This is a genomic window from Photobacterium sp. HL06, assembly GCF_059552575.1.
Window position 1 is genome coordinate 147,466 of the sequence record NZ_JCANWL010000003.1, and the last position, 17,553, is coordinate 165,018.

Sequence of the window (17,553 nt, forward strand, 5' to 3'; positions counted from 1 at the left end):
TTCTACCCCCCGTTATGAAGGGATATCTTTTTTCGGATAGCCACGAACACCATATTGCAGGTCTAATGGTTGTTTGGTTGATTCCGTGGGTGTTTCTGGCGGCGTGGGCGTTTCAGTTACTGGCGGTGTTTCTTCTGGCACCGCTGTGACTCGATTTTCGCCACTTTTCACTTCATCCTTTGTGCTGAATATCGCTTCGTTGGTTTCCCGGTTGATAGTGTTAAATGCATTCTCGTCAAAGTAATTGCGTACTCCCTTCGCCTCGATAATCGCTTCGACGCCATCATCATGGCGCTCTTGTAACCCAGTCCTTGTCTTTTGTTGGGCTTCGAGTTGAGCATCCGTCAGTTCGAGTTCGCCGGCTTGTTGCTCATTGGCCTGGCGTAATTCTTTGGCACTTTGCGGAAGAGTGTTATCAGTGTATCGGTCAAGCTTGGCCAGTATTTCCGGCTCGTTGAGGAACTGCTGGATGTAACCGGCCCGTTGCTCGCGCAGGTCTTCAGTGCTGCCGTACATGATCCCCTGGTAATGGTCCGGGTTCTGCTCTTTCATATAGGCTTGGAAGTCTGGCATTAAGTTGAACGAGACACTGTTGCTCATGTCCTCGATCTTGTCGGCCTGGCGGTCGAGTGCCCGGGCATGGTTGTATTCGGTCGAAGCGGTCACGGCTAGCGACTCGGTATCCCGCAAGCTATCACCGATGTGGGCCAGCGCGGTATCGGCCTTGGTGCGGGTATCGCTGGCGCTGTCGGTCAAATCATAGTTCTTGACCACGTTGGCCGACTTGTTGAACTGCTCCTGCAGCGCCCGTGATTGGCGGTCACTTTCTGATTCGGTGGTGGAGTCGCTGGTTCTGGTGTCATCGGTAATTCTACCACCAGTTTCAACTTGGCCACTTAGACCGATTCCAAAGAGCTTTGGTGTACTTCCCCCTACTGATAATGATCCCCCAACCCATCCAGAGGTCAGCTGTGACTCAGCCTCTTCATGAGAAATGTTATGCAGTTTGGCGTACTCATCGACGGTGCTGTTCATGGTGCTGACCGCCCGCGCCGCCGATGCGCCCTCCTTGTTAGAGGTGATATCGGCATAGTTCAGGGTCTTGTTGGTGTTCTGGCCGAACTGGGCCATCTGGTCGAAGGTCTTGTCGGTACTTTGGTTGTACTGGGTGCGGTGGGCCTCGGCCTGGCTGTGGGTGTCCCGGGCCGTGTCGCGCAGGCTCCGACTGACCCCCTCGCGGCTGTTTAGATCGAATCCTAGCCCGCTTGAAATCATGCCGCTGCCATCAAACCTCTGACCGCCGCCGCCGGCGTAGGTGGTGGTCATGCCGCCGTTGGGATTTTGCACCGTGACGCCGTGGGTACGCTGCAGGGCCGAAGTATCGGTCTTGTTGCCGTTCATGTTGTTGAACGAGAAGTTATCGACCTGGCCGTTGCCGAGGTTGATATCACCGCTGGCTGCTGCGGCTGAGGTCCGGCTGTTGACGCTGTTCATCATGCCCGCGACCTGGTGCGACATACTGCCCATCACTGAGGCGCCGCCTTTGACAATAAAGGTCACGATAATGGGCACACTCATCATCAACATGCCGGTCATGACTGCGTAGCGCGAGTGCATTTCGGCCATGGCATCGACGTTGCTCAGGGTGATGCCGGTGTAGATATTGGCCACCGCCGTGGTGCTCAGTGAGATACGGGTGGTCATGATGAAGTTGATCAGCGCAAACAAGACCGGCCAGGTGCCCAGGTACACAAACCCTTTCGCGTAGTTGGCCAGTACCAGCTTGGTCATGCTGGGCAACATCGCCAACGCCACCACCAAAAACGATACGCAACCAAACAGCAGGAACAGGATGGATTGCATCATCGGCAGGTATTCACGGGCCTGCAAGGCCATCCCCGCCCACATCGATGTCGTCTGCAGTTTGTTCTGGGTGTAGGCATAGTTCAAGGCCGCCGCGGTATTGTTGTTGGTGGCGGCGCCGTCTTCCAGCCCGTTGCGAATGGCATTGATGGCCATGTTCTGGGTGGTGATTTGCGAGGCGGTGCGGCTGATGTTGGCGTATTTGGCATAGCTGCCCTGCAGCCCGGCAGTAAAGCGGGTCTGGTTGCTGGCGACCTTGTTGGCATAGAGTTTGTTGGCCATCAGGGATAGGGCTTTCTGGGCGTCGGCATCAAACCCGGCCTTGAGCCGGGGCAGGGCGTCCTTGCAGGTCGGGAAGTCATTCGGCCCCATTTTGATGCGCCGCAGTGGCGAGGGGTTTTTACCGGTCAGGAACGCGAAGATATCATCCGCGTTGGCCAGCTCCTCCCAGGTGTATTTCTGGTTGAGGTTGATATCGCCGCGGATACAGCTTTGCATGTACTGCAGCCAGTGGCCCTTGAGCTGCGAGTCTTCCAGCTGGCTCTGTCGTGACATCTGGTACAGCTTGGCCCCGAACACCATCCCGGTACTGCTGTATTGCTCATCGCTCGGGGCGTGGAAAATGTCTTCCACGCTTTTGGTTACCCCGTACATATAGACCGAGGACAGGTGAGTCGGGATAGCCACCACCATTGGGACGTTAGCCACCGCGTAGTTGCCGGTGGGATCGGTCAGGTCAATGATCTGGATGCCGGTCTTGGTGTTGACCAGCAGCAGGGGCACCAACAGGTAGACCGCGGCCCATTTGGGGATGGCATTGACATCGCGGGTCATAAAAAAATGAAACGCCGTTGAGAAGACGGCGAATACCGCGCAGATATACAGCATGCTGGAAAAGCTGCTGGTGCCAAAGAAGGTGGCGATGGCGTTGAGTACCGTCTTGGCCACGTCACCGTTGCTGTAGGTGTAGACTTCAAGTGTCATGGTTAGCTCCCGAACTGAAGGTTAGCCCGCGCCTGGGCCGACAGTTGCCCCTCGACCTGGCGACGGAGTTCACGGTGTTGCTCAATAAGCTGCTGCTCGGCGGCGATGGCCGCCATGGCCTTGCTCTCCAGCCCGTCGAGATAGCGGTTGGCCTCAACAATCCCGCTCTCGATTTTCTCGATATCTTGGGGATCCGTGCTGGTTGCCGCCAGGGATTCTTTGACAATGGTCAGCATATTGCGCAGGTAGATGGTGACGAACTGCACGCTGATGGCGGTGGAGTAGGCGGCGATATTCGGCGACTGGCCGGCTTCGATGGCGTCGCGGATGAAGCTCAGCACCGGCATGGTGGTGTATTCCAAGAACGACTGCTCGTCGGTCGTGAGTGCGGTATCGCTGATGAGCTTGCTGGCCATCCCTTCCAGGATGAGATAGATCCGGTTCTGCAGACTCTTAGCCTGGCTGATGGTGATATCCGTGCTGGATGGTCCCAGGCATTGGTCAGCGGCCTTGTTGGTACAGGTATAGGTCTTGGCTTTTCCCCCCATCAGCAGCGACTGGATCAGGTTGTTATTGTGGGCCAGCAACGAGCCGTAATATTTCGGTTTGCCATTGGCATCATAGATGTAGGTGCCCGATATCGACATCAGAAATTGTGCCAGGTCAGTATCGGCCGCCAGAAAGGCATTTTTCAAGATGGCCGACCAAACGATGTTATGGCTCTTGCGGACCATGTCCTTGAGCGCCGGATCGGCCTTGGCTTTGGTCAACTGGGTATTTGCCTGGCCGCCGGCACCGCATTCCTGCTGCCCGGCGACCCAGTCGGCAAAGGCGTTGTTCTGGGTGCCCATGGTGGCACAGATGTATTTCTGGCTGCCGACCCCGGCAAACCCGGCCAGGGCAGAGACACCGGCCTGGGCAGTTTCACACGAGTTGATGGACTGGTTGAGGTACTTGTCGGCAATCGCCTGGAGGTTGTCGCGAATTTGCTTGATTTGCGGTGCCCAGGTCTGCAGGGCTAAATCCACGGCAAACGGGGCGGCATTGGCGACGATGCTTTTGCCGAACTGGGTCAGAGCACTGGAATTGATGTGCGAAAATCCCCCCAAAAACAGGTCAATCCCGCCACAGCCGGCACTGATTGAGGGCAGGGTGACACTGACCAATTGGGCGTTGGTGACCGGGGTGCGCACAAACAGGTTGCCGGCGCTGTAGTAATTGGCCGTCTGGCCCTTGAATGACGACGGGTTGGTGACATTGCTATAGCCGAGGCCGTTAAAGAAGCTGTTCAGCGAGCCGTTGACATCGGCCCGGCTGGCAAAGGTGGCCACGAGCAGCGCCGTGGCGAGCAGGGTTCTTTTCATGGTCGCAGCGCCTCGATGACGGCCGGGTCGCGGCGGATTTGGGTATAGGTCTCGTGCAGCCCCTGCAGGGAAACATTGCCCTGGGTCATGCGGGCAAACTTGCGGCTATTGACGTTGATAAGAAATGTCGCCGGCACGGTAACGCTGCGCGGGTTGTCAAAAAAGGTGTTGGCAATGTCCTGGGTGATGGGGATTGGCACCTCAAAGCCGGCCATCCCTTTGTTGTCGAGGGAAAACGCATAGGTAAACAGGCCCGTCTGCTGCTCGAACTGCTTGAGGGTCGGGGCAAACAGGTGGCAGTAGTTGCAGTCGGAGCGAAAGAAGAAAACGACGGCGTACTCGCTCGGGTTATAGCTGGGATGGCTCTCCAGCGTGGTCGCCTGAGCCGGGCTGAACAAGGAAGCGATAAGTAACAGGGCAATGGTGAGTAAGCGGTGCATAGCGGCGTCCTTAAGAGTCGGGGGCAAAATCGGTGGCCACGTTCAGGAAGCGGCCGAGCAAGTCTTCCTGGGCAATGAAGCCGTAGGCGAGGGGCTTCATTTCCCCGGTCTGCGGGTGAACCAGGACCAGGGCCGGGCTGAACGGCACCGTGATCCGGTTGTCATTGTGACGGTTTTGGTGAATGCTGGTCAGCGGCTGGCCGTCCAGGCTCACACCCAGCACCTCGATGCCGTGGGTGTCGGCAAACTGCTGCACTGACGGCGCCAGCTTCTGGGCGATGGGCGATTTGCCCTCGTAGACGAAGAACAGGCCCCAACCGGCATCAGCCAGCCCGCGCACAGCGCGGATTTTCTTTTCCCGCTCCAGCTGCAGGTAGGTCGAGCGCGCCGCCTGCTCGGTCGGCCGGTCTTTGGTGTAGGACAGGTCCGGATTGATCAACAGGGTCTTTTGAAACGTCATGCCAAACTCTGATGATTTGTTATAGGCAAACTGGTTAAGTAGCATCAGCTTTTCGGCTTTGTGGGTATCTTTGCTGTTGATGAAGGCATCATTTTTGGCGTCCCGGTGATAGTCATGAAACCACGCCATCTGCTCGGTCGGCGACAGGGTGCGGGTCACGGTCACCGCCGGGGCGGGCGGCGGCGGGGTGAGGGCCTTTTTCTTGACGATAATGGGGTCGTTGTACCATTTCCATCCGGCAGGTTGGCCCGCCTGGGCCAGGAGGGCGGCCGCCAGCAGGACGGCCAGGTACCCGGGAAGCGCTGCGGTTATCCGGTGCATTATTTGTTCTCCATGGCTTGTTGGATACGTTGCTGAATTTGCCCGGTGTCAGGCAGGGTCATGGTGCTGTGCAGGTCGGAATAGAAATCCGAGAAATCGATATGACTGAAGTCCATCTGCTGCATCTGCTCGGGGGTAATGGCGGCGCAGTCGGGGGTTTTGGCGCTGCCAAAGCTCAGGCCGATTTGTGGCCGTCCCTGCTCCTGGATGATACGGGCCAGCTTGCTGTCAAACACGCAGTAGGTTTTTTTGTAGCGCAGGCAGGTGCCCAGTACTTTGTCGGCACAATACTGTCCGACGTAGATGGTGAGCAGGTCTTCCTTGGCGTCACCCAGGGCCTTCTCTTCGGCGCTGCAGTCGGCCAGGCCGATATCATTACCCCAACCGCCATCCTTGCAGCAGTCGCTAAAGCCAACGCGTTTCTTGGTGCAGTGCTGGACCGTGCCGCTGAAGATTTTCGGCGGATCGCCGAGTCCCTTGGCCGCCTCGCTGACGGCGGCCATCGACGAGGCGGCCTGGTTGAATTCGTTGTTCTGGGTGCCGGTTGGGGCGAAGCACTCACCGTCGAGGCAGTAGGACTGCTCGCCGCAAATCAGGGTGGTGTCGTCGCAGGTCTGAGACTCGCAGGTGTAGTTTTTGTTCCACTTGATACACTGGCCGTTGACGGTCTCGCTGCATTGGTTGTCGGTCTGCTGGCAGGACGCATACTGCTCGCAGGTATCGACCTGGCCCTGACCGCATTGATACGTTTTCTTGTATTTCCAACACGATTGGTAAACCGGGATCCCGGCGACGGTCCGGGTGGCCGCCCCCTCGATACAGGTATCGGTTTTCAGGCCACATGACGCCGTTTCAGGGTTCTCGGCGCAACTGTTGGTCCACTTCATTCTTACAATCCGCTCGACGTAATTCAGGCGGATGGAGGAGGATGTTGTCTTGTAGGTTTTGAACGGATACGAAATCGAGATGCTGCCCGACGGTTTGCGGTTTATCGCGACGGTCTGGGCCAACATCGTGACAGGACTCCATCCTTTCTTGCGATCTTTACCGTCCCGGTAGTTGACGCAGGTTTGGCTGCCTGTCATGGGGTAGTTGCGTCCTTCGACGGTCAGTGTGAGCGCGACCGTTCTTTTATATCCCAGCTGCCCGCTCAGACACGATTCCCGGTAAGATCGATCAGCCTTCATAATATACGCCGTGAAGGTAATGCTGCTGAGCGTGACGGTGTTGGCCGGGAGCGCAGGCAGGTTCACGCTGGCGCGGTTTTGCACGTAAGCGGGGCCGTAGGTGCGCGAGACGGCGCGGTCGTAGTGGCCGTCGTAGGTCGCCGTCTGAAAACACGTCAGAGGCTCGGTGCGCAGGGTCTGGCAGCTGTGGTGCGTGATGTCGGTGGCGCAGCGCTTGCCGCTGCCTGAGCAGTCGGTGTAGGTGTCAGTGATACCGTGGCTGATGTTATAGGCGTTGTCCTGGATCCCGGCGGCCACCGCCCAGGTGGTGTCAGTGGGGTCAATGGTCGGCCGGCCATTGTTAAAACTGGTGGTAACGGCCTGGGCGCTATCGTCGGTGGCCATGGCCGCGGTCTTGGCACTTTCCATCGCCGCCGCATCCTTGCGGTAGCGGGACTGCTCGGGGTTGGCCACGCCCTGGCGGCAGGCGGCATCCTTGCACAGCTCGTCAGCGTCAAAATTGTTGTAGCCCGACTGGTAGCGGACCTGGCTGTCGGCCTGCTTGGCCCAGTTGACGTTATCTTGGTAGTGTTGCCCCTGGTCGGCCATGACAACGGGTGTCATCGCCATCAGCGCAGCCATTGTCATGATCGGCCATCGCATTTTACTGTCTCCTTGCTAGTACCTGCCTGGCAACGTCGGGCACTTCGCCGTCACGGGCGAGGGTGGCCAGGGCGTCATACAGGGACAGGTTGCCGACAATGACATCGAAGTCACTGTCACGGCAGGGTTGTTTGGGTAGGCAGGTGCCCGGGCGGATAGCGGCAAAGGCCGGGACATGCTGGATATTGAGTTGCTTGAACCACAACGGGTTGATGGCCATGCCGCTGTTGATGGCCGTTCTCTTGTTCGGCTGGACCAGGCGCTGGATAGCCGCCACGGTGGCGGCAAAGCCTGCGGGCAGGACACCGCGAATGACAATGGGCACCTGGAGCTCGGCGCTTTGGACCATCAGCTGGCGCAAGGCGGCCTCGGGCATGGTCAGCGAAGCAAAGATAATCACGCCTTTGGCCGTGCTGTTGGGGTTGTCGCTGATATCGGCCTGTTGCAATACCGGGGATAGCGCGTCCTGCTGCATCGCCTTCATCTCGGTTTCGAACTGGCGGGCCTTCTGCCACAGGGTATCGAGGTCGAATGTCGGGGCGTTTTCTGCTGCCTGGACCTGTATTTCCCGTTGCTGCAGGGCGCGCAGCTCCTGGTCGCTGTAGCCGGCGGCTTGCTCTTGCCGTTCCCGTTGTTGCAGGGCGTGTAGTTCATCCTGGGTATAACCGCCCTGGGCCGCGTTGGTCATGGGGCTAGAGAAGATGATGAATACCGCTGTTGCCATTAAACAGACGTTGAGATATTTCATTTTTCATTCCTTTACAGTTGACGTGGTCTGTCATAACCGGGGAGCAAGAAGCCTGACGCACTGCGTTTGTCGGGCACAGAACAACGGGCAATGGCCTCTCGCACAGGCTTGAAGCGCTCGCCCGCCGTCCAGTGTCTGGTGGGAGAAAATAGCCAAGTAGACTAGGGGGGTTACAAAAAGACGCAGTTTCGTTTTCGGAAATTCACAAAACCGAAGTTGTCGCCGGTGACGGGGTTGTCGTGGCCGGTCTCCCAAATCGCGGTGGTGGTGGTATAGGGATGGCACCAGGGGGCATCGGGAATACTGTTGGTCATCTGGTAGCGGTAGCGGGACTTGGGCAGGATAGGCTCCGGCCACTGGTAGCAAATCGCCCCGTCGGCGCCGCGGGTCTCCCACACTATCCCCTCCCGGTGCAGCTTGAAGTTGAGCCGCTCCATGATGAGGGTGCCGGCCTGGATGGGGGTGTCGCGGTAGTTGGTGGTGCCGGTCAGCGGGTAGGCCGAGCCTTGCGAGCCCAGGCACCAGAACAGCACATCGAACGGCAGCACCACGTTGATGGTGGTGGCCATCGCCTCGGGAATGCAGGCCAATTGGGCAATGGGGTTGCCGAATAAAATGGCCTCGGGATTGAGGATAAACGCCAGCTCGTCGTCATCCCACATCGGGTCGATTTCGGTCAGGTAGGCGACATCAAACGTGTCGGTGGCCATGCAGGCGGCGCTTTGCATGATTTGCAGCCAGTAGACCACCGGGTACTTGTACCAGTGGGCATGGTAGAACCCGCCGTCAGAGGAATCGTTGTCCCGGCTGGTCGTCCGGCCGCCGATTTGCTGGCCCCCGCCGAGCTGCATCCCCATATTGACCATGCAGTAGGGCGTGCGGGTGACATCGACCAGGGAATAGGGCTCCCAGTAGCCGATATTGAGGCCAATTTGCATGAAGATGGGCGGCGGCTTCGGGCAAAACGAAATGGGCATGCTGGGGTTTGAAGTATCGGGATACTGGGACGGGACTATCGGCACACTGCCGATGGTCATCGGAAACAAACACGACCAGCAAATGTCGGTGAGCGGGTTAACAAAGGTGCCGGTACAAGACGGGCCGCCGGCGCGCACCGGACTGGCCAACAGCAGCAGGGCCAGCCCTACCCCTGGCATTATCATCAGGCGCATAGGTTAGTGCTCCTCTCGGGTCGAAACATCGATTTCGGTGACTTGCCAGCGGGTGCCGGCCTGGCGAATGATCACCGGCACATGCTGGATCTGAAAATGTCGGGTGAGGTTGCCGCGCTGGTCAAAGTACACCTTGCTGCCCAGCAGCTCGCCCATCTTGGCGTGTTCGCCCTGGGTCAGGATCCACTTGACCGGTTGGTCCGGGTGGTAGTCCTGCGCCCATTGACGCTGGCGGGGATCATCACCGTCAAACAGCACCAGTTGTTTGGAATAACTAAACTGCGGCAGGGCCCGGCGCTCAGCCTGTGGCCAGGTCTTACTGTCAAACGGGTTGATAAGGAGCCCGGCGGGGTAGAGCTCGTTGCCCCGGCTGTCTTTCACCGCCCGGGCCAAGGTCAGGGTGGGATCAACAAAGTAGGTCTGCGGCGCCGTGGTGGTGCTCAGCCCGGCCACCGGCGGCGGGCGGCGAACGCTTTCCTTGACCTGCGCCTGCATCTTATTTTTCATCGCGGCCAGCTCCCCGGTTTTCTCAAAGGTGCGCAGGCGCTGGTCAATCCAGTCGAGCATGTCGATTTCCCCGATAGGGAAAACATGTCCCATCACGCCGAGGTTTTTGCCGTGGGTTGAAAAAGAGAGGCTGGCAAACAAGAGTATCAGCAATCCTGTCTGCCGCCCCCTGGCGGTTGTTGTCATGGTGGGATCCCTTGGGCGACGTTGTTACCGGTTTGTTGAAAGTGTGTGGATAGCCGGCGGCGCGGCTCACTAACTGCCAGTATCGAGCAGGGCGTTGAACTCATTCAATCCCTGGGGGAGCAAGGCATCGAGCAGGTCAGGGACACACAGGATGTGCTGAGCGGGTTTGAGGTGTTCTGATACGTGGTAGGCACTGCCAATGAGTACGCTGGCGATATACTGGGCTTCTTCGAGTGTCAGGTGTTGGGCCAGGCAGTGGTCAATGCAGCGCTTCATCCGGGTAGCGACCTGCGCTTCGTATTCCGGCCTGAGTGTCAGGTGGAGTGATTCATGGGTGTCATGCCAGCTGACCAGGCCAAACCCGAGCGGCTGGAGGCTTCTGACGAAATGAATGAGCATCTCGACCTCGTCCCGGGTCTGTGTTGGCGTCTCTGTGGTGAGGGGAAAGCAAGTCTGGGTCATGGGCTATTCCTTTGAGGTCATGGCGGTCACGGTCCGCCGCTGGATATCATGGGTGATGTCAATTGCCCCGGTGACGACGGCCGGGCTGACGACAATCACCACGTTTTTCTCAACGCTGTAGGCATAGAGCACGCCTTCCAGGGTGGCCGAGAACAGGGCGGCCTGGGTCTTTTGCTGGGCCGGGGGCAGGTTCAATTTGGCAATATCCCGCTCGAAAGCGGCCAGGGTGCCTTTCATGTCCATCTGGACCAGGACGGGCGCCGGCGTGACAGTCAGCCACGCCACACCACTAAAAATAAACAGTGACAGCGTCACGCTTAAGAGGATGGTTCGAATTGGGGTCATGCGGCTTGCTCCATGTCGGGTTGGTATCGTGCCAGGATGGCGGCAAACTCTTCCATCGCCGCGCCGTTGAAGTGCATGGCGGTCTGCTCGATGGCGTCCATCAGCGGGACGCCGCGCTTCATCAGGGTCTCGCAATATTCGTATTCATTCGCCTCGGTGGAGAGCATGGCCCGTGCCCACGGGTCGGCAAAGATACGGTGGAACGAGGTGTAAGAACCGGCCTTGATCATGGCGCAGGAATGACCGGCATCCTGGGCTCGCGGGAAGTTCTTGATCATGGTCTGCTCGAACGGCGAGAAGTGTTTCGGGTTTTCCTTGAGGAACTGCTCGAATCCCTCGCCCTGGCGCAGGGTGATATGGATATCGGAGTTGTTGAACGCCGCCCGGGCCTCCTCGTTAGAGAAGAAATCTTCAATACCCTGGGTGACGGTGCAAAAACTGCCGCCGAATTTACGCACGGTGCGGTAGCCGGTGTTAATAAATTCCCGGGTCTGGGCATTAGCCCCGCTCATTAGCGACCAGGCTTCCTCGATGATGCACATTTTAGGCGTTGAGCGGTTGCCGGCCAGGTACATCTGCTGGTTGATGGCCACCATCAGGGCGAAAATGACCGGCCTGAGCACGGCTTCGGGGAACCCGTCAAGTTCCAGGGTGGTAATGTGAATAGCCGGATCCAGCTGCGACGGCTTGTTAAAGACATCACCGTAAATACCGTTGCTGCAGTATTTGTTGAGCTGGGCGGCAATGTCGCTGATCCGCCGGTCATTATCCTTTTCCCTGGCCAGTTCATATAAGGCTTCCTGGACATCGTCAATCAGCGTGGCGGTCCGTTTTCTCTTCCAGGCCATCAAGATGGCATCGCCAAGCATGGCCTCTTGAAACGGGTTGAGTGCCTCACGCGGTGAGGCCATCGAGCCAATCAGCGCCGTGATGTTGCCGAGCACTTCAGCGATAGGATCGACCTTGCTGCCGTCGTCATCCAGGATCTCGCCGAAGGTGCCGGCATCGCGGACGGCCTCGACCTTGTCAAGGTGGGTAAAGGGGTTGAGAAAGATACTCTCATGGGTCATGTAGACCCCGCCGAGCGTCTGGGTCAATTTCTTGTAGCTTGAGCCCTTGTCGAGGATCCAAACCTTACCGAACCGGGCATAGATGGCCTTGGCAATCTGCTGGGTGAAGAAACTTTTTCCGGCGCCCGAGCCCCCAGTAAGTGCAATATTATAATTGTCGCTGCCGCAGTTGAACGGGTCGAAATAGCTGATTTGGTGGCGCATGGTTGGGACCATGACCCCGCCGGAGAAGTTTTTGTATTCGGCGACAATGGGGAAGAAGTTCACCACGTTGGAGGACTTCATGGTCCGTACCCTGGCCGCTTTCTGGCAGTCCTCGAAGTAGCCCTCGGACATGGCAAACGGCAGGGTGCACAGGGTGCTCTGTCCCTGCAGCATGCTGGTCGGGATCACTTTTAGCCCGGCTTCACGGAACGTGGAGGTGGCCACCGTGGTATGGGTCCTGGCCTGCTCCGTCGTGGTGTAGAGGCTGACGGTCATCACCATGCTGGCAATCTTGTATTCCTGGTGCATCAGCCCTTTTTGCAATTCTTTTCGCTCTTCGAGTTCATCCTCCGCGGTGGGGACCAGCAGGCGCATGGGTGAGTTGACCACCTTCATCAATGATTGGATTTTGCCGTCATTTTGGGTGGTTTGCTCCCCGGTCGGCTCGACCCGAAAGTTGACGCTGATGCGGTGCGGGCACTGCAGGCTGTTGGCCGTGCGGCGTAACGAGGCCAGGCAGTTCGAAAAGCCGTACAGGCGAAAGTCGCCGGGCAGGATAGCCAGCCCCAGGTTGACAATCCGGGTGCGGACCGGGGTGTCGTCCTCGCTGTCCATCGGGGTATGCCGGGTATCGAGGAATGTGCGGTTAACCAGAAACTCGCTGTCCGGGCTGAGGATTTGACTGTTGATCGGCTCGAATTCGTTATAGTTAGCCGGTATTGGCCGGTCCTGGTGACGATTGAAGTTCAGGTGCTCGCGAACGTGGGTCATCAGCGCTACCGGGGCAACCGGCGTGTGGTTGATACCGCACTGGGTCAGTTCAGCGTCAAGCAAGTCCCGGACTTCCTGCAGGGCCTCTTTCGATGCCGTGGTCGAGACGAACAGGCTGGCATTATAGTCTTTCAAATCGTAGTGATAGGCTTTGTTCAGGCGGGTGCTGAAACCCTGCTGGGCACTGTGGCGGGCATAAATCCCCTCATTGGTGGCAAACTGGTCGCAGACCCCGCCGCGCGCCCCCATGGTTTTGGTGTTTTGTTCAATCAGGTCAGCGACTTGGTTGTTGCCGACAAGTACATACTGGTAGTCCCACTGGCTGCCCTCGGGCAGGTTGCAAACAATGGCATTGAGGGAGGACACCAGGTCGTCATTGGCCCCCCCGAGTACGGACAACGACAATCCGAAACCGCGGCTTTTGTGATTGTCGAAAATGCCGGTCTCATCATCATAGGTGCGGTAGGGCAGCTCGTGGTGGAAGTGGTAGTTAGCGGTCTGGGTAGCCTTCACCAGGCCGCTAAGGTCGGTAAACTGTTGTTTCATGGCTTAGTCCTCGCGAATAGCCTGGACCGGGCGGCCGGTCCAGGAACTGTCATAGAGCACGATGTAGACATCGGTGGTATCGACGTAGAGTTTCTCGGGGGTCTCAAACGGGAAAATCGTCACCTTCTGCAGCCGCTCGGCGGTGCGCTGCGGGGTGCCGAACCGGTCACGGCGTGGCAGGGGGATGAAGTCGGCAGACGGGGCTGGCGTCGGCGCCTGGGTACTGGCTGACTGGCCCCCGGCAGTGAACTCGCCGCGGTTCATGGCGGCGCGAATGTCTGTCATCGAGCTGCAGCCTTCCAGGCCGCCGATTTTGTCACAGGTGAAGTCGCTTTTCATGCCGGCCGAACACCCGCCCAGCAGCAGGGCGGCGGCACACAGGGTAAGAAGACGCATCATTGTTGTTCCTTATTGCGGTAAGCCAAAGGGGCTGGCCGTTTGGGGGGCTGCCTGGCCCGCGGCTGGTTGAGCACCTGCCGGCAGTTGCTTGAGCAGCGGGTTGGTGATGGTTTCGATGATTTGGGCCGCCGGCGACGGGATGCCGCTTTGCTGTTGGGCCAGCTCGGCCTCATACTCGGCGATGCCGACCGCATCGAGCGGGAAGCCTTTTAAGATCACAATGTTGACCACGTTGCCGGGGTTCATCTCGATAAAGGGATGGTACTGTTCGGCCAGCTGAATGTAGTAGTCGGCCAAAGTCTGCCCGGCCCCTTTTCCAGCTTCCCCGAGGATATTAAGTAGGGCATCTTCGGGCTTTACTGATGAGGTCGTGCCCAGGGCTGAGGTCGAGGTGGTTTGGCTCAGGTTACTGGCTGCGTCCCCGGTGCCTTTGAGCAGGCTGGCCACACCGGCCATTTGGACGATATCGCCGTTACGGATGACGGTATTGCCGCGGATCCCGTTGCGGCCGAAGTTAAACACGGTGGCTTCGACCGGAATGTCGATCATCTCGTCGTCCAAGATACAGCTCATACGGTTGGTACGGACAATGCCGCGGCTTGTGGAAACCTCGCCGTAGGCGGCCGCGGTGAAGGTGCAGTCCTTTAACCGCGAAGGCTTGCCGTTGGGCAACAGGCCGTTGTCCATGGTCTGGAGTACGACCGGGGTGGTATCGCCCTGGCCGTTGACCCCGGCATTGGCATCGGCGCCGCCGGTGACCATGGCAGTGATGACCGTCCCTGATGGGACGTAGTTTTCAGGTGTGCGCTTGCGTTGTTCGGTGGTGTCATCGGCCCAGGTGAAAGCAATATGGTCAATGCCGCTTTTCTGTCCCGGAGTCGGCGATAGGCGCTGTGTCGGGTAGCTTCCGCCATCTCCTAACGCACTATAACTTTGAGGCTGAGAGGCAGGACCAAACGTTTCTCCGAAATAACGCCCCCCTTTCGTAACAGGCTCTGCTTTGGACTCCGATGGCTTTTCCACGGTGGCGGCCTGCAATTTCTCCGCCAGCGTTTCCTCAATAGCGACACCCTGCTGGGCCAGGCTGGCTGACATCGCTTCCTGTTCTTGCTTTAACCTCTTGCGGAATAACTCGTTACTCTCGCTTTGCACCTCGATAGTCTTAGTCAGGTCGGCCACCATTTTTTCCAGCTTGGTGATGGTCACCTGCTGGGCAGACAGGGCCGACTGGTTGTCTTTGGCGGTAAACTCCGGGTCAACCACGGCACCGAAGTCGATGGGCTTGGCGGCCTCGGCACCCTCGTCCGCCGGGGCATTTCTGGCCTGGAGAACCATCGCCCCGGCACCGCCCACGACGAGCAGGATAAGGATAAGGCCTGCAGCGGCCTGGACATTACGACGGTGGTTACGGTCATTGAGTTCGCCCCCGTTATCAAAATCGCCCTCGGGGTCGGATTTAAATCGGTCGAAGAATTTTTTCATCGGTATGCCCCTCCGGTAATGAGATACAACCAGCCACTTTCGCCGGGGGCCAGCTGCTCGACCGACAGGGCCGCCGAGCGGGCCGACAACGAATAGAACTGGGCGGTTTTTAAGTGTTTAACCACGGCGGTATTGTTCTTGAGCCGGTAGCGAATACCCGAGAACAACTTGCCAACGAAGATCGTATCGGGAATGACCGCCAGCGGATCATTGAGGGTACTGGTGACAGTGTCCGGGTCAACGGGATGGAGGCTAAATCCTCCCATCATCGCCCCGGTCTCCGTCCAGCGGATCATCTGGGCGGTAAACTCGGCCAACTGAGTGGTATAGGGGGCCTGCTTGTCAAACACCGACGGGGCGTCCCGGCTGCTTTGCAGCCCGATAAATTCCGTGGTAACCGCCGGGCGGGCCCGGGAGGTGATAAGCAGGCCGAACTGGCGCCCCTTCTGGGTACTGACATAGGCCACGAACGGCGCGGCAATATTGAGCTTCAAGCGGGCGGCGCCAGAGGGGTCTTTCTTTGAACCTCCCCCGACACAAAACCCGGCCGGGCAGTCAATGCCGATAATTTTGTCATCTTTGACAACCAGACGATTGATATCGACACTGGAGAGCACCACCGGCACGGTGTCGTTATCATTGAAGGTATAGGTCTGGGGCGGGGTGTTTTTGGCCATCGCCGCGGGGGCGAGGCAGCCGACGGCCAGGGCCGCGACGCGTAACCATCGGGTCATGCATCCTCCGTTATTTTTCTGATGGCCAGCAGGGTCAACTCGCCGTAGGGGTAGTCCATATCAACGATGTAGCTGGCTGCCTCGGGGGGCAGCGGTCGGTTGCCGACGTATTTTTGCAAGGTGCCGGACACCTTCACTTGCATCGTCTCTTCGGCCACCTGAACGCCCTCGATATCAAAGCGACTGCTGACGTTCTCGTCGATCACGCTCAGGGCATCGCCCATGAGGGTCGGCTGGATAGCTGACCAAGCGTTACTGTCAACATAATCGAGCAACAGGCCATATTTTCGCTCGACGGTTTTGGGGGTTACGTTAAGCTTCAGATAAACAAAATATTCTGCCATCTGCTGCAGGTAGGAGGCATCGACGGCCCCGTCGGAGACGGTAAAGGCCTGGCTGGTCGTCGGGGGGACTAAGGTGCGGCTCTTGTTGCCGACGGCCTGCCAAAGCAGGCCGCCTAATACCATGTTGGTGGCGAGTAGCCCCAACGCGGCGAACAACAAAAACGCATTGAGTCCCTTAGAGATAGCCAAAAAGCCGAACTTATTGGGATCAATCATCGGTGAACTCTTTAGTGGATCCAGTAGCGCTTTTCAGCGCTGGGAGTGGTGGAAAATAGAGGGGCACTGAAGCTATCGGGGGCATACCAGTACAACGTCAGGCGAATAACGTTATCGCCATACTTTTTCTTAAGGGAGTGCAACCCGATAAACCAAACGGCGGCGAGGACGAGCCCCACCGCTTCATGCCGCCCAACCAGACAGACCCCGAAGATAACCAGTGCCGGGAGCAATTCATCACTCGGGAATCCGAGCGTTGTCTTGCCCTTCGATAGCTGCTTTGGGATCTTAAAAAAACGGGCAGGATCTTCCATCTCTTAGATACCTAGCATGGTCATCGCGATGTTGGTGAAGATCATCCCGGTCGCAAAGCCACCGACAGCACCGGTCCAGTTCTTGGTCATGTAACCACCGACACCCGCCGAGCCCAGACCGGCGACGGTCATGGCCTGGTACAAACCGGAACCATTACCGGCATTTTCCTTAATGGTCGTCTTGGCACCGGCAAATAAATCAGCGGCCAGGGCTGGCTCGGTGGCTGCCAGTACAACAACACCGGCAACAAAGAGAGAACCTAACTTATTAGACATTGTTTTTTCCTTTTTCTTGTTGATAGAGGGTAAGCGTGTTCACTCCATACCCATATAGATGGACTGAAGCGATGAGTCTCTCGATATCAGCCGCTGGCTGATGAGATAGGAATGACGGATAACTTAATATCCGTCGAGTTATGGCGACCTTGTCTATAAGCCCGCTACAACAGTTCGGTTGTAGCCGTCACTGGGCACCTATTGATGATATTGCTCTTCTCAAAAAGGGAGTGTCAGCAACGAATAATCCATATCCACTCATTTCAAGCTGTCCTGGAAATACCAAAAAGACATCGTGATGATGTTTAGGTATTAGTGGGAAGGGATAAAAAAATACGCCCTCAACATACGAGGGCGACACAAGTTGTGTATTTAAGTGGCTAGGTTCGGAGATATACCCTGCTCCGTTCAGGGAGACTAACTAGGCGGTTTGTCACAGTGTAACTATGACGTACAATTTTATTAAAAAGAGCTAAATAATAGTTAGCTCTTTTTAATAACTCTCTCACTGTTTAA

The 17,553-nt window shown here is 57.7% G+C and carries 17 protein-coding genes; all 17 read right to left on the reverse strand.

Annotation, left to right across the window (positions count from 1 at the left end):
- Positions 1 to 12: 12 nt before the first annotated feature.
- On the reverse strand, positions 13 to 2,847 hold the full coding sequence (gene traG, locus AC51G0_RS30500; RefSeq protein WP_496304257.1) for a conjugal transfer mating-pair stabilization protein TraG: 2,835 nt from the start codon (positions 2,845 to 2,847) through the stop codon (positions 13 to 15).
- A 2-nt stretch (positions 2,848 to 2,849) separates the two neighbouring features.
- Positions 2,850 to 4,211 (reverse strand): conjugal transfer protein TraH, encoded by a 1,362-nt coding sequence (locus AC51G0_RS30505; RefSeq protein WP_496304258.1) that lies wholly within the window; start codon positions 4,209 to 4,211, stop codon positions 2,850 to 2,852.
- On the reverse strand, positions 4,208 to 4,651 hold the full coding sequence (trbB, locus tag AC51G0_RS30510) for a type-F conjugative transfer system pilin assembly thiol-disulfide isomerase TrbB (RefSeq protein ID WP_496304259.1): 444 nt from the start codon (positions 4,649 to 4,651) through the stop codon (positions 4,208 to 4,210). Before trbB ends, AC51G0_RS30505 begins: the two co-directional genes overlap by 4 nt.
- A 10-nt stretch (positions 4,652 to 4,661) precedes the next feature.
- The gene (gene traF, locus AC51G0_RS30515; RefSeq protein ID WP_496304261.1) at positions 4,662 to 5,432 is read right to left on the reverse strand and encodes a type-F conjugative transfer system pilin assembly protein TraF; all 771 of its coding nucleotides are present in this window, start codon (positions 5,430 to 5,432) and stop codon (positions 4,662 to 4,664) included.
- Positions 5,432 to 7,261 carry a type-F conjugative transfer system mating-pair stabilization protein TraN gene (gene traN / locus AC51G0_RS30520; RefSeq protein ID WP_496304262.1) on the reverse strand — a complete coding sequence of 610 codons (1,830 nt, stop codon included), beginning with the start codon at positions 7,259 to 7,261 and terminating at the stop codon, positions 5,432 to 5,434. The genes traF and traN overlap by 1 nt, the downstream gene beginning before the upstream one ends.
- Before the next feature lies 1 nt (position 7,262).
- Entirely contained in the window at positions 7,263 to 8,009 is a 747-nt protein-coding gene (gene trbC, locus AC51G0_RS30525) for a type-F conjugative transfer system pilin assembly protein TrbC (RefSeq protein ID WP_496304264.1), read from the reverse strand.
- A gap of 170 nt (positions 8,010 to 8,179) precedes the next feature.
- Positions 8,180 to 9,181, reverse strand: a complete 1,002-nt coding sequence (traU, locus tag AC51G0_RS30530; RefSeq protein ID WP_496304265.1) for a conjugal transfer pilus assembly protein TraU — start codon at positions 9,179 to 9,181, stop codon at positions 8,180 to 8,182.
- A 3-nt stretch (positions 9,182 to 9,184) separates the two neighbouring features.
- Entirely contained in the window at positions 9,185 to 9,874 is a 690-nt protein-coding gene (gene traW, locus AC51G0_RS30535; protein WP_496304267.1) for a type-F conjugative transfer system protein TraW, read from the reverse strand.
- Between the two features lie 69 nt (positions 9,875 to 9,943).
- Positions 9,944 to 10,336, reverse strand: a complete 393-nt coding sequence (locus AC51G0_RS30540) for a hypothetical protein (protein WP_496304268.1) — start codon at positions 10,334 to 10,336, stop codon at positions 9,944 to 9,946.
- A 3-nt stretch (positions 10,337 to 10,339) separates the two neighbouring features.
- Positions 10,340 to 10,681 (reverse strand): TrbI F-type domain-containing protein, encoded by a 342-nt coding sequence (locus tag AC51G0_RS30545; RefSeq protein ID WP_496304269.1) that lies wholly within the window; start codon positions 10,679 to 10,681, stop codon positions 10,340 to 10,342.
- Positions 10,678 to 13,272, reverse strand: a complete 2,595-nt coding sequence (traC, locus tag AC51G0_RS30550) for a type IV secretion system protein TraC (RefSeq protein WP_496304270.1) — start codon at positions 13,270 to 13,272, stop codon at positions 10,678 to 10,680. Before traC ends, AC51G0_RS30545 begins: the two co-directional genes overlap by 4 nt.
- A gap of 3 nt (positions 13,273 to 13,275) precedes the next feature.
- Positions 13,276 to 13,671 carry a type IV conjugative transfer system lipoprotein TraV gene (traV, locus tag AC51G0_RS30555; protein WP_496304271.1) on the reverse strand — a complete coding sequence of 132 codons (396 nt, stop codon included), beginning with the start codon at positions 13,669 to 13,671 and terminating at the stop codon, positions 13,276 to 13,278.
- 9 nt (positions 13,672 to 13,680) lie between these two features.
- Complete coding sequence (locus AC51G0_RS30560; protein ID WP_496304272.1) at positions 13,681 to 15,153, reverse strand: TrbI/VirB10 family protein; 1,473 nt, start codon at positions 15,151 to 15,153, stop codon at positions 13,681 to 13,683.
- Entirely contained in the window at positions 15,150 to 15,887 is a 738-nt protein-coding gene (gene traK / locus AC51G0_RS30565) for a type-F conjugative transfer system secretin TraK (protein WP_496304273.1), read from the reverse strand. Before traK ends, AC51G0_RS30560 begins: the two co-directional genes overlap by 4 nt.
- Positions 15,884 to 16,447 carry a type IV conjugative transfer system protein TraE gene (gene traE / locus AC51G0_RS30570; RefSeq protein WP_496304274.1) on the reverse strand — a complete coding sequence of 188 codons (564 nt, stop codon included), beginning with the start codon at positions 16,445 to 16,447 and terminating at the stop codon, positions 15,884 to 15,886. The genes traK and traE overlap by 4 nt, the downstream gene beginning before the upstream one ends.
- An 11-nt stretch (positions 16,448 to 16,458) precedes the next feature.
- Positions 16,459 to 16,761: a type IV conjugative transfer system protein TraL gene (gene traL / locus AC51G0_RS30575; RefSeq protein ID WP_496304275.1), complete on the reverse strand. Its 303-nt coding sequence runs from the start codon at positions 16,759 to 16,761 to the stop codon at positions 16,459 to 16,461.
- Between the two features lie 3 nt (positions 16,762 to 16,764).
- Entirely contained in the window at positions 16,765 to 17,037 is a 273-nt protein-coding gene (gene traA, locus AC51G0_RS30580) for a type IV conjugative transfer system pilin TraA (protein WP_496304276.1), read from the reverse strand.
- Between the last annotated feature and the right edge of the window lie 516 nt (positions 17,038 to 17,553).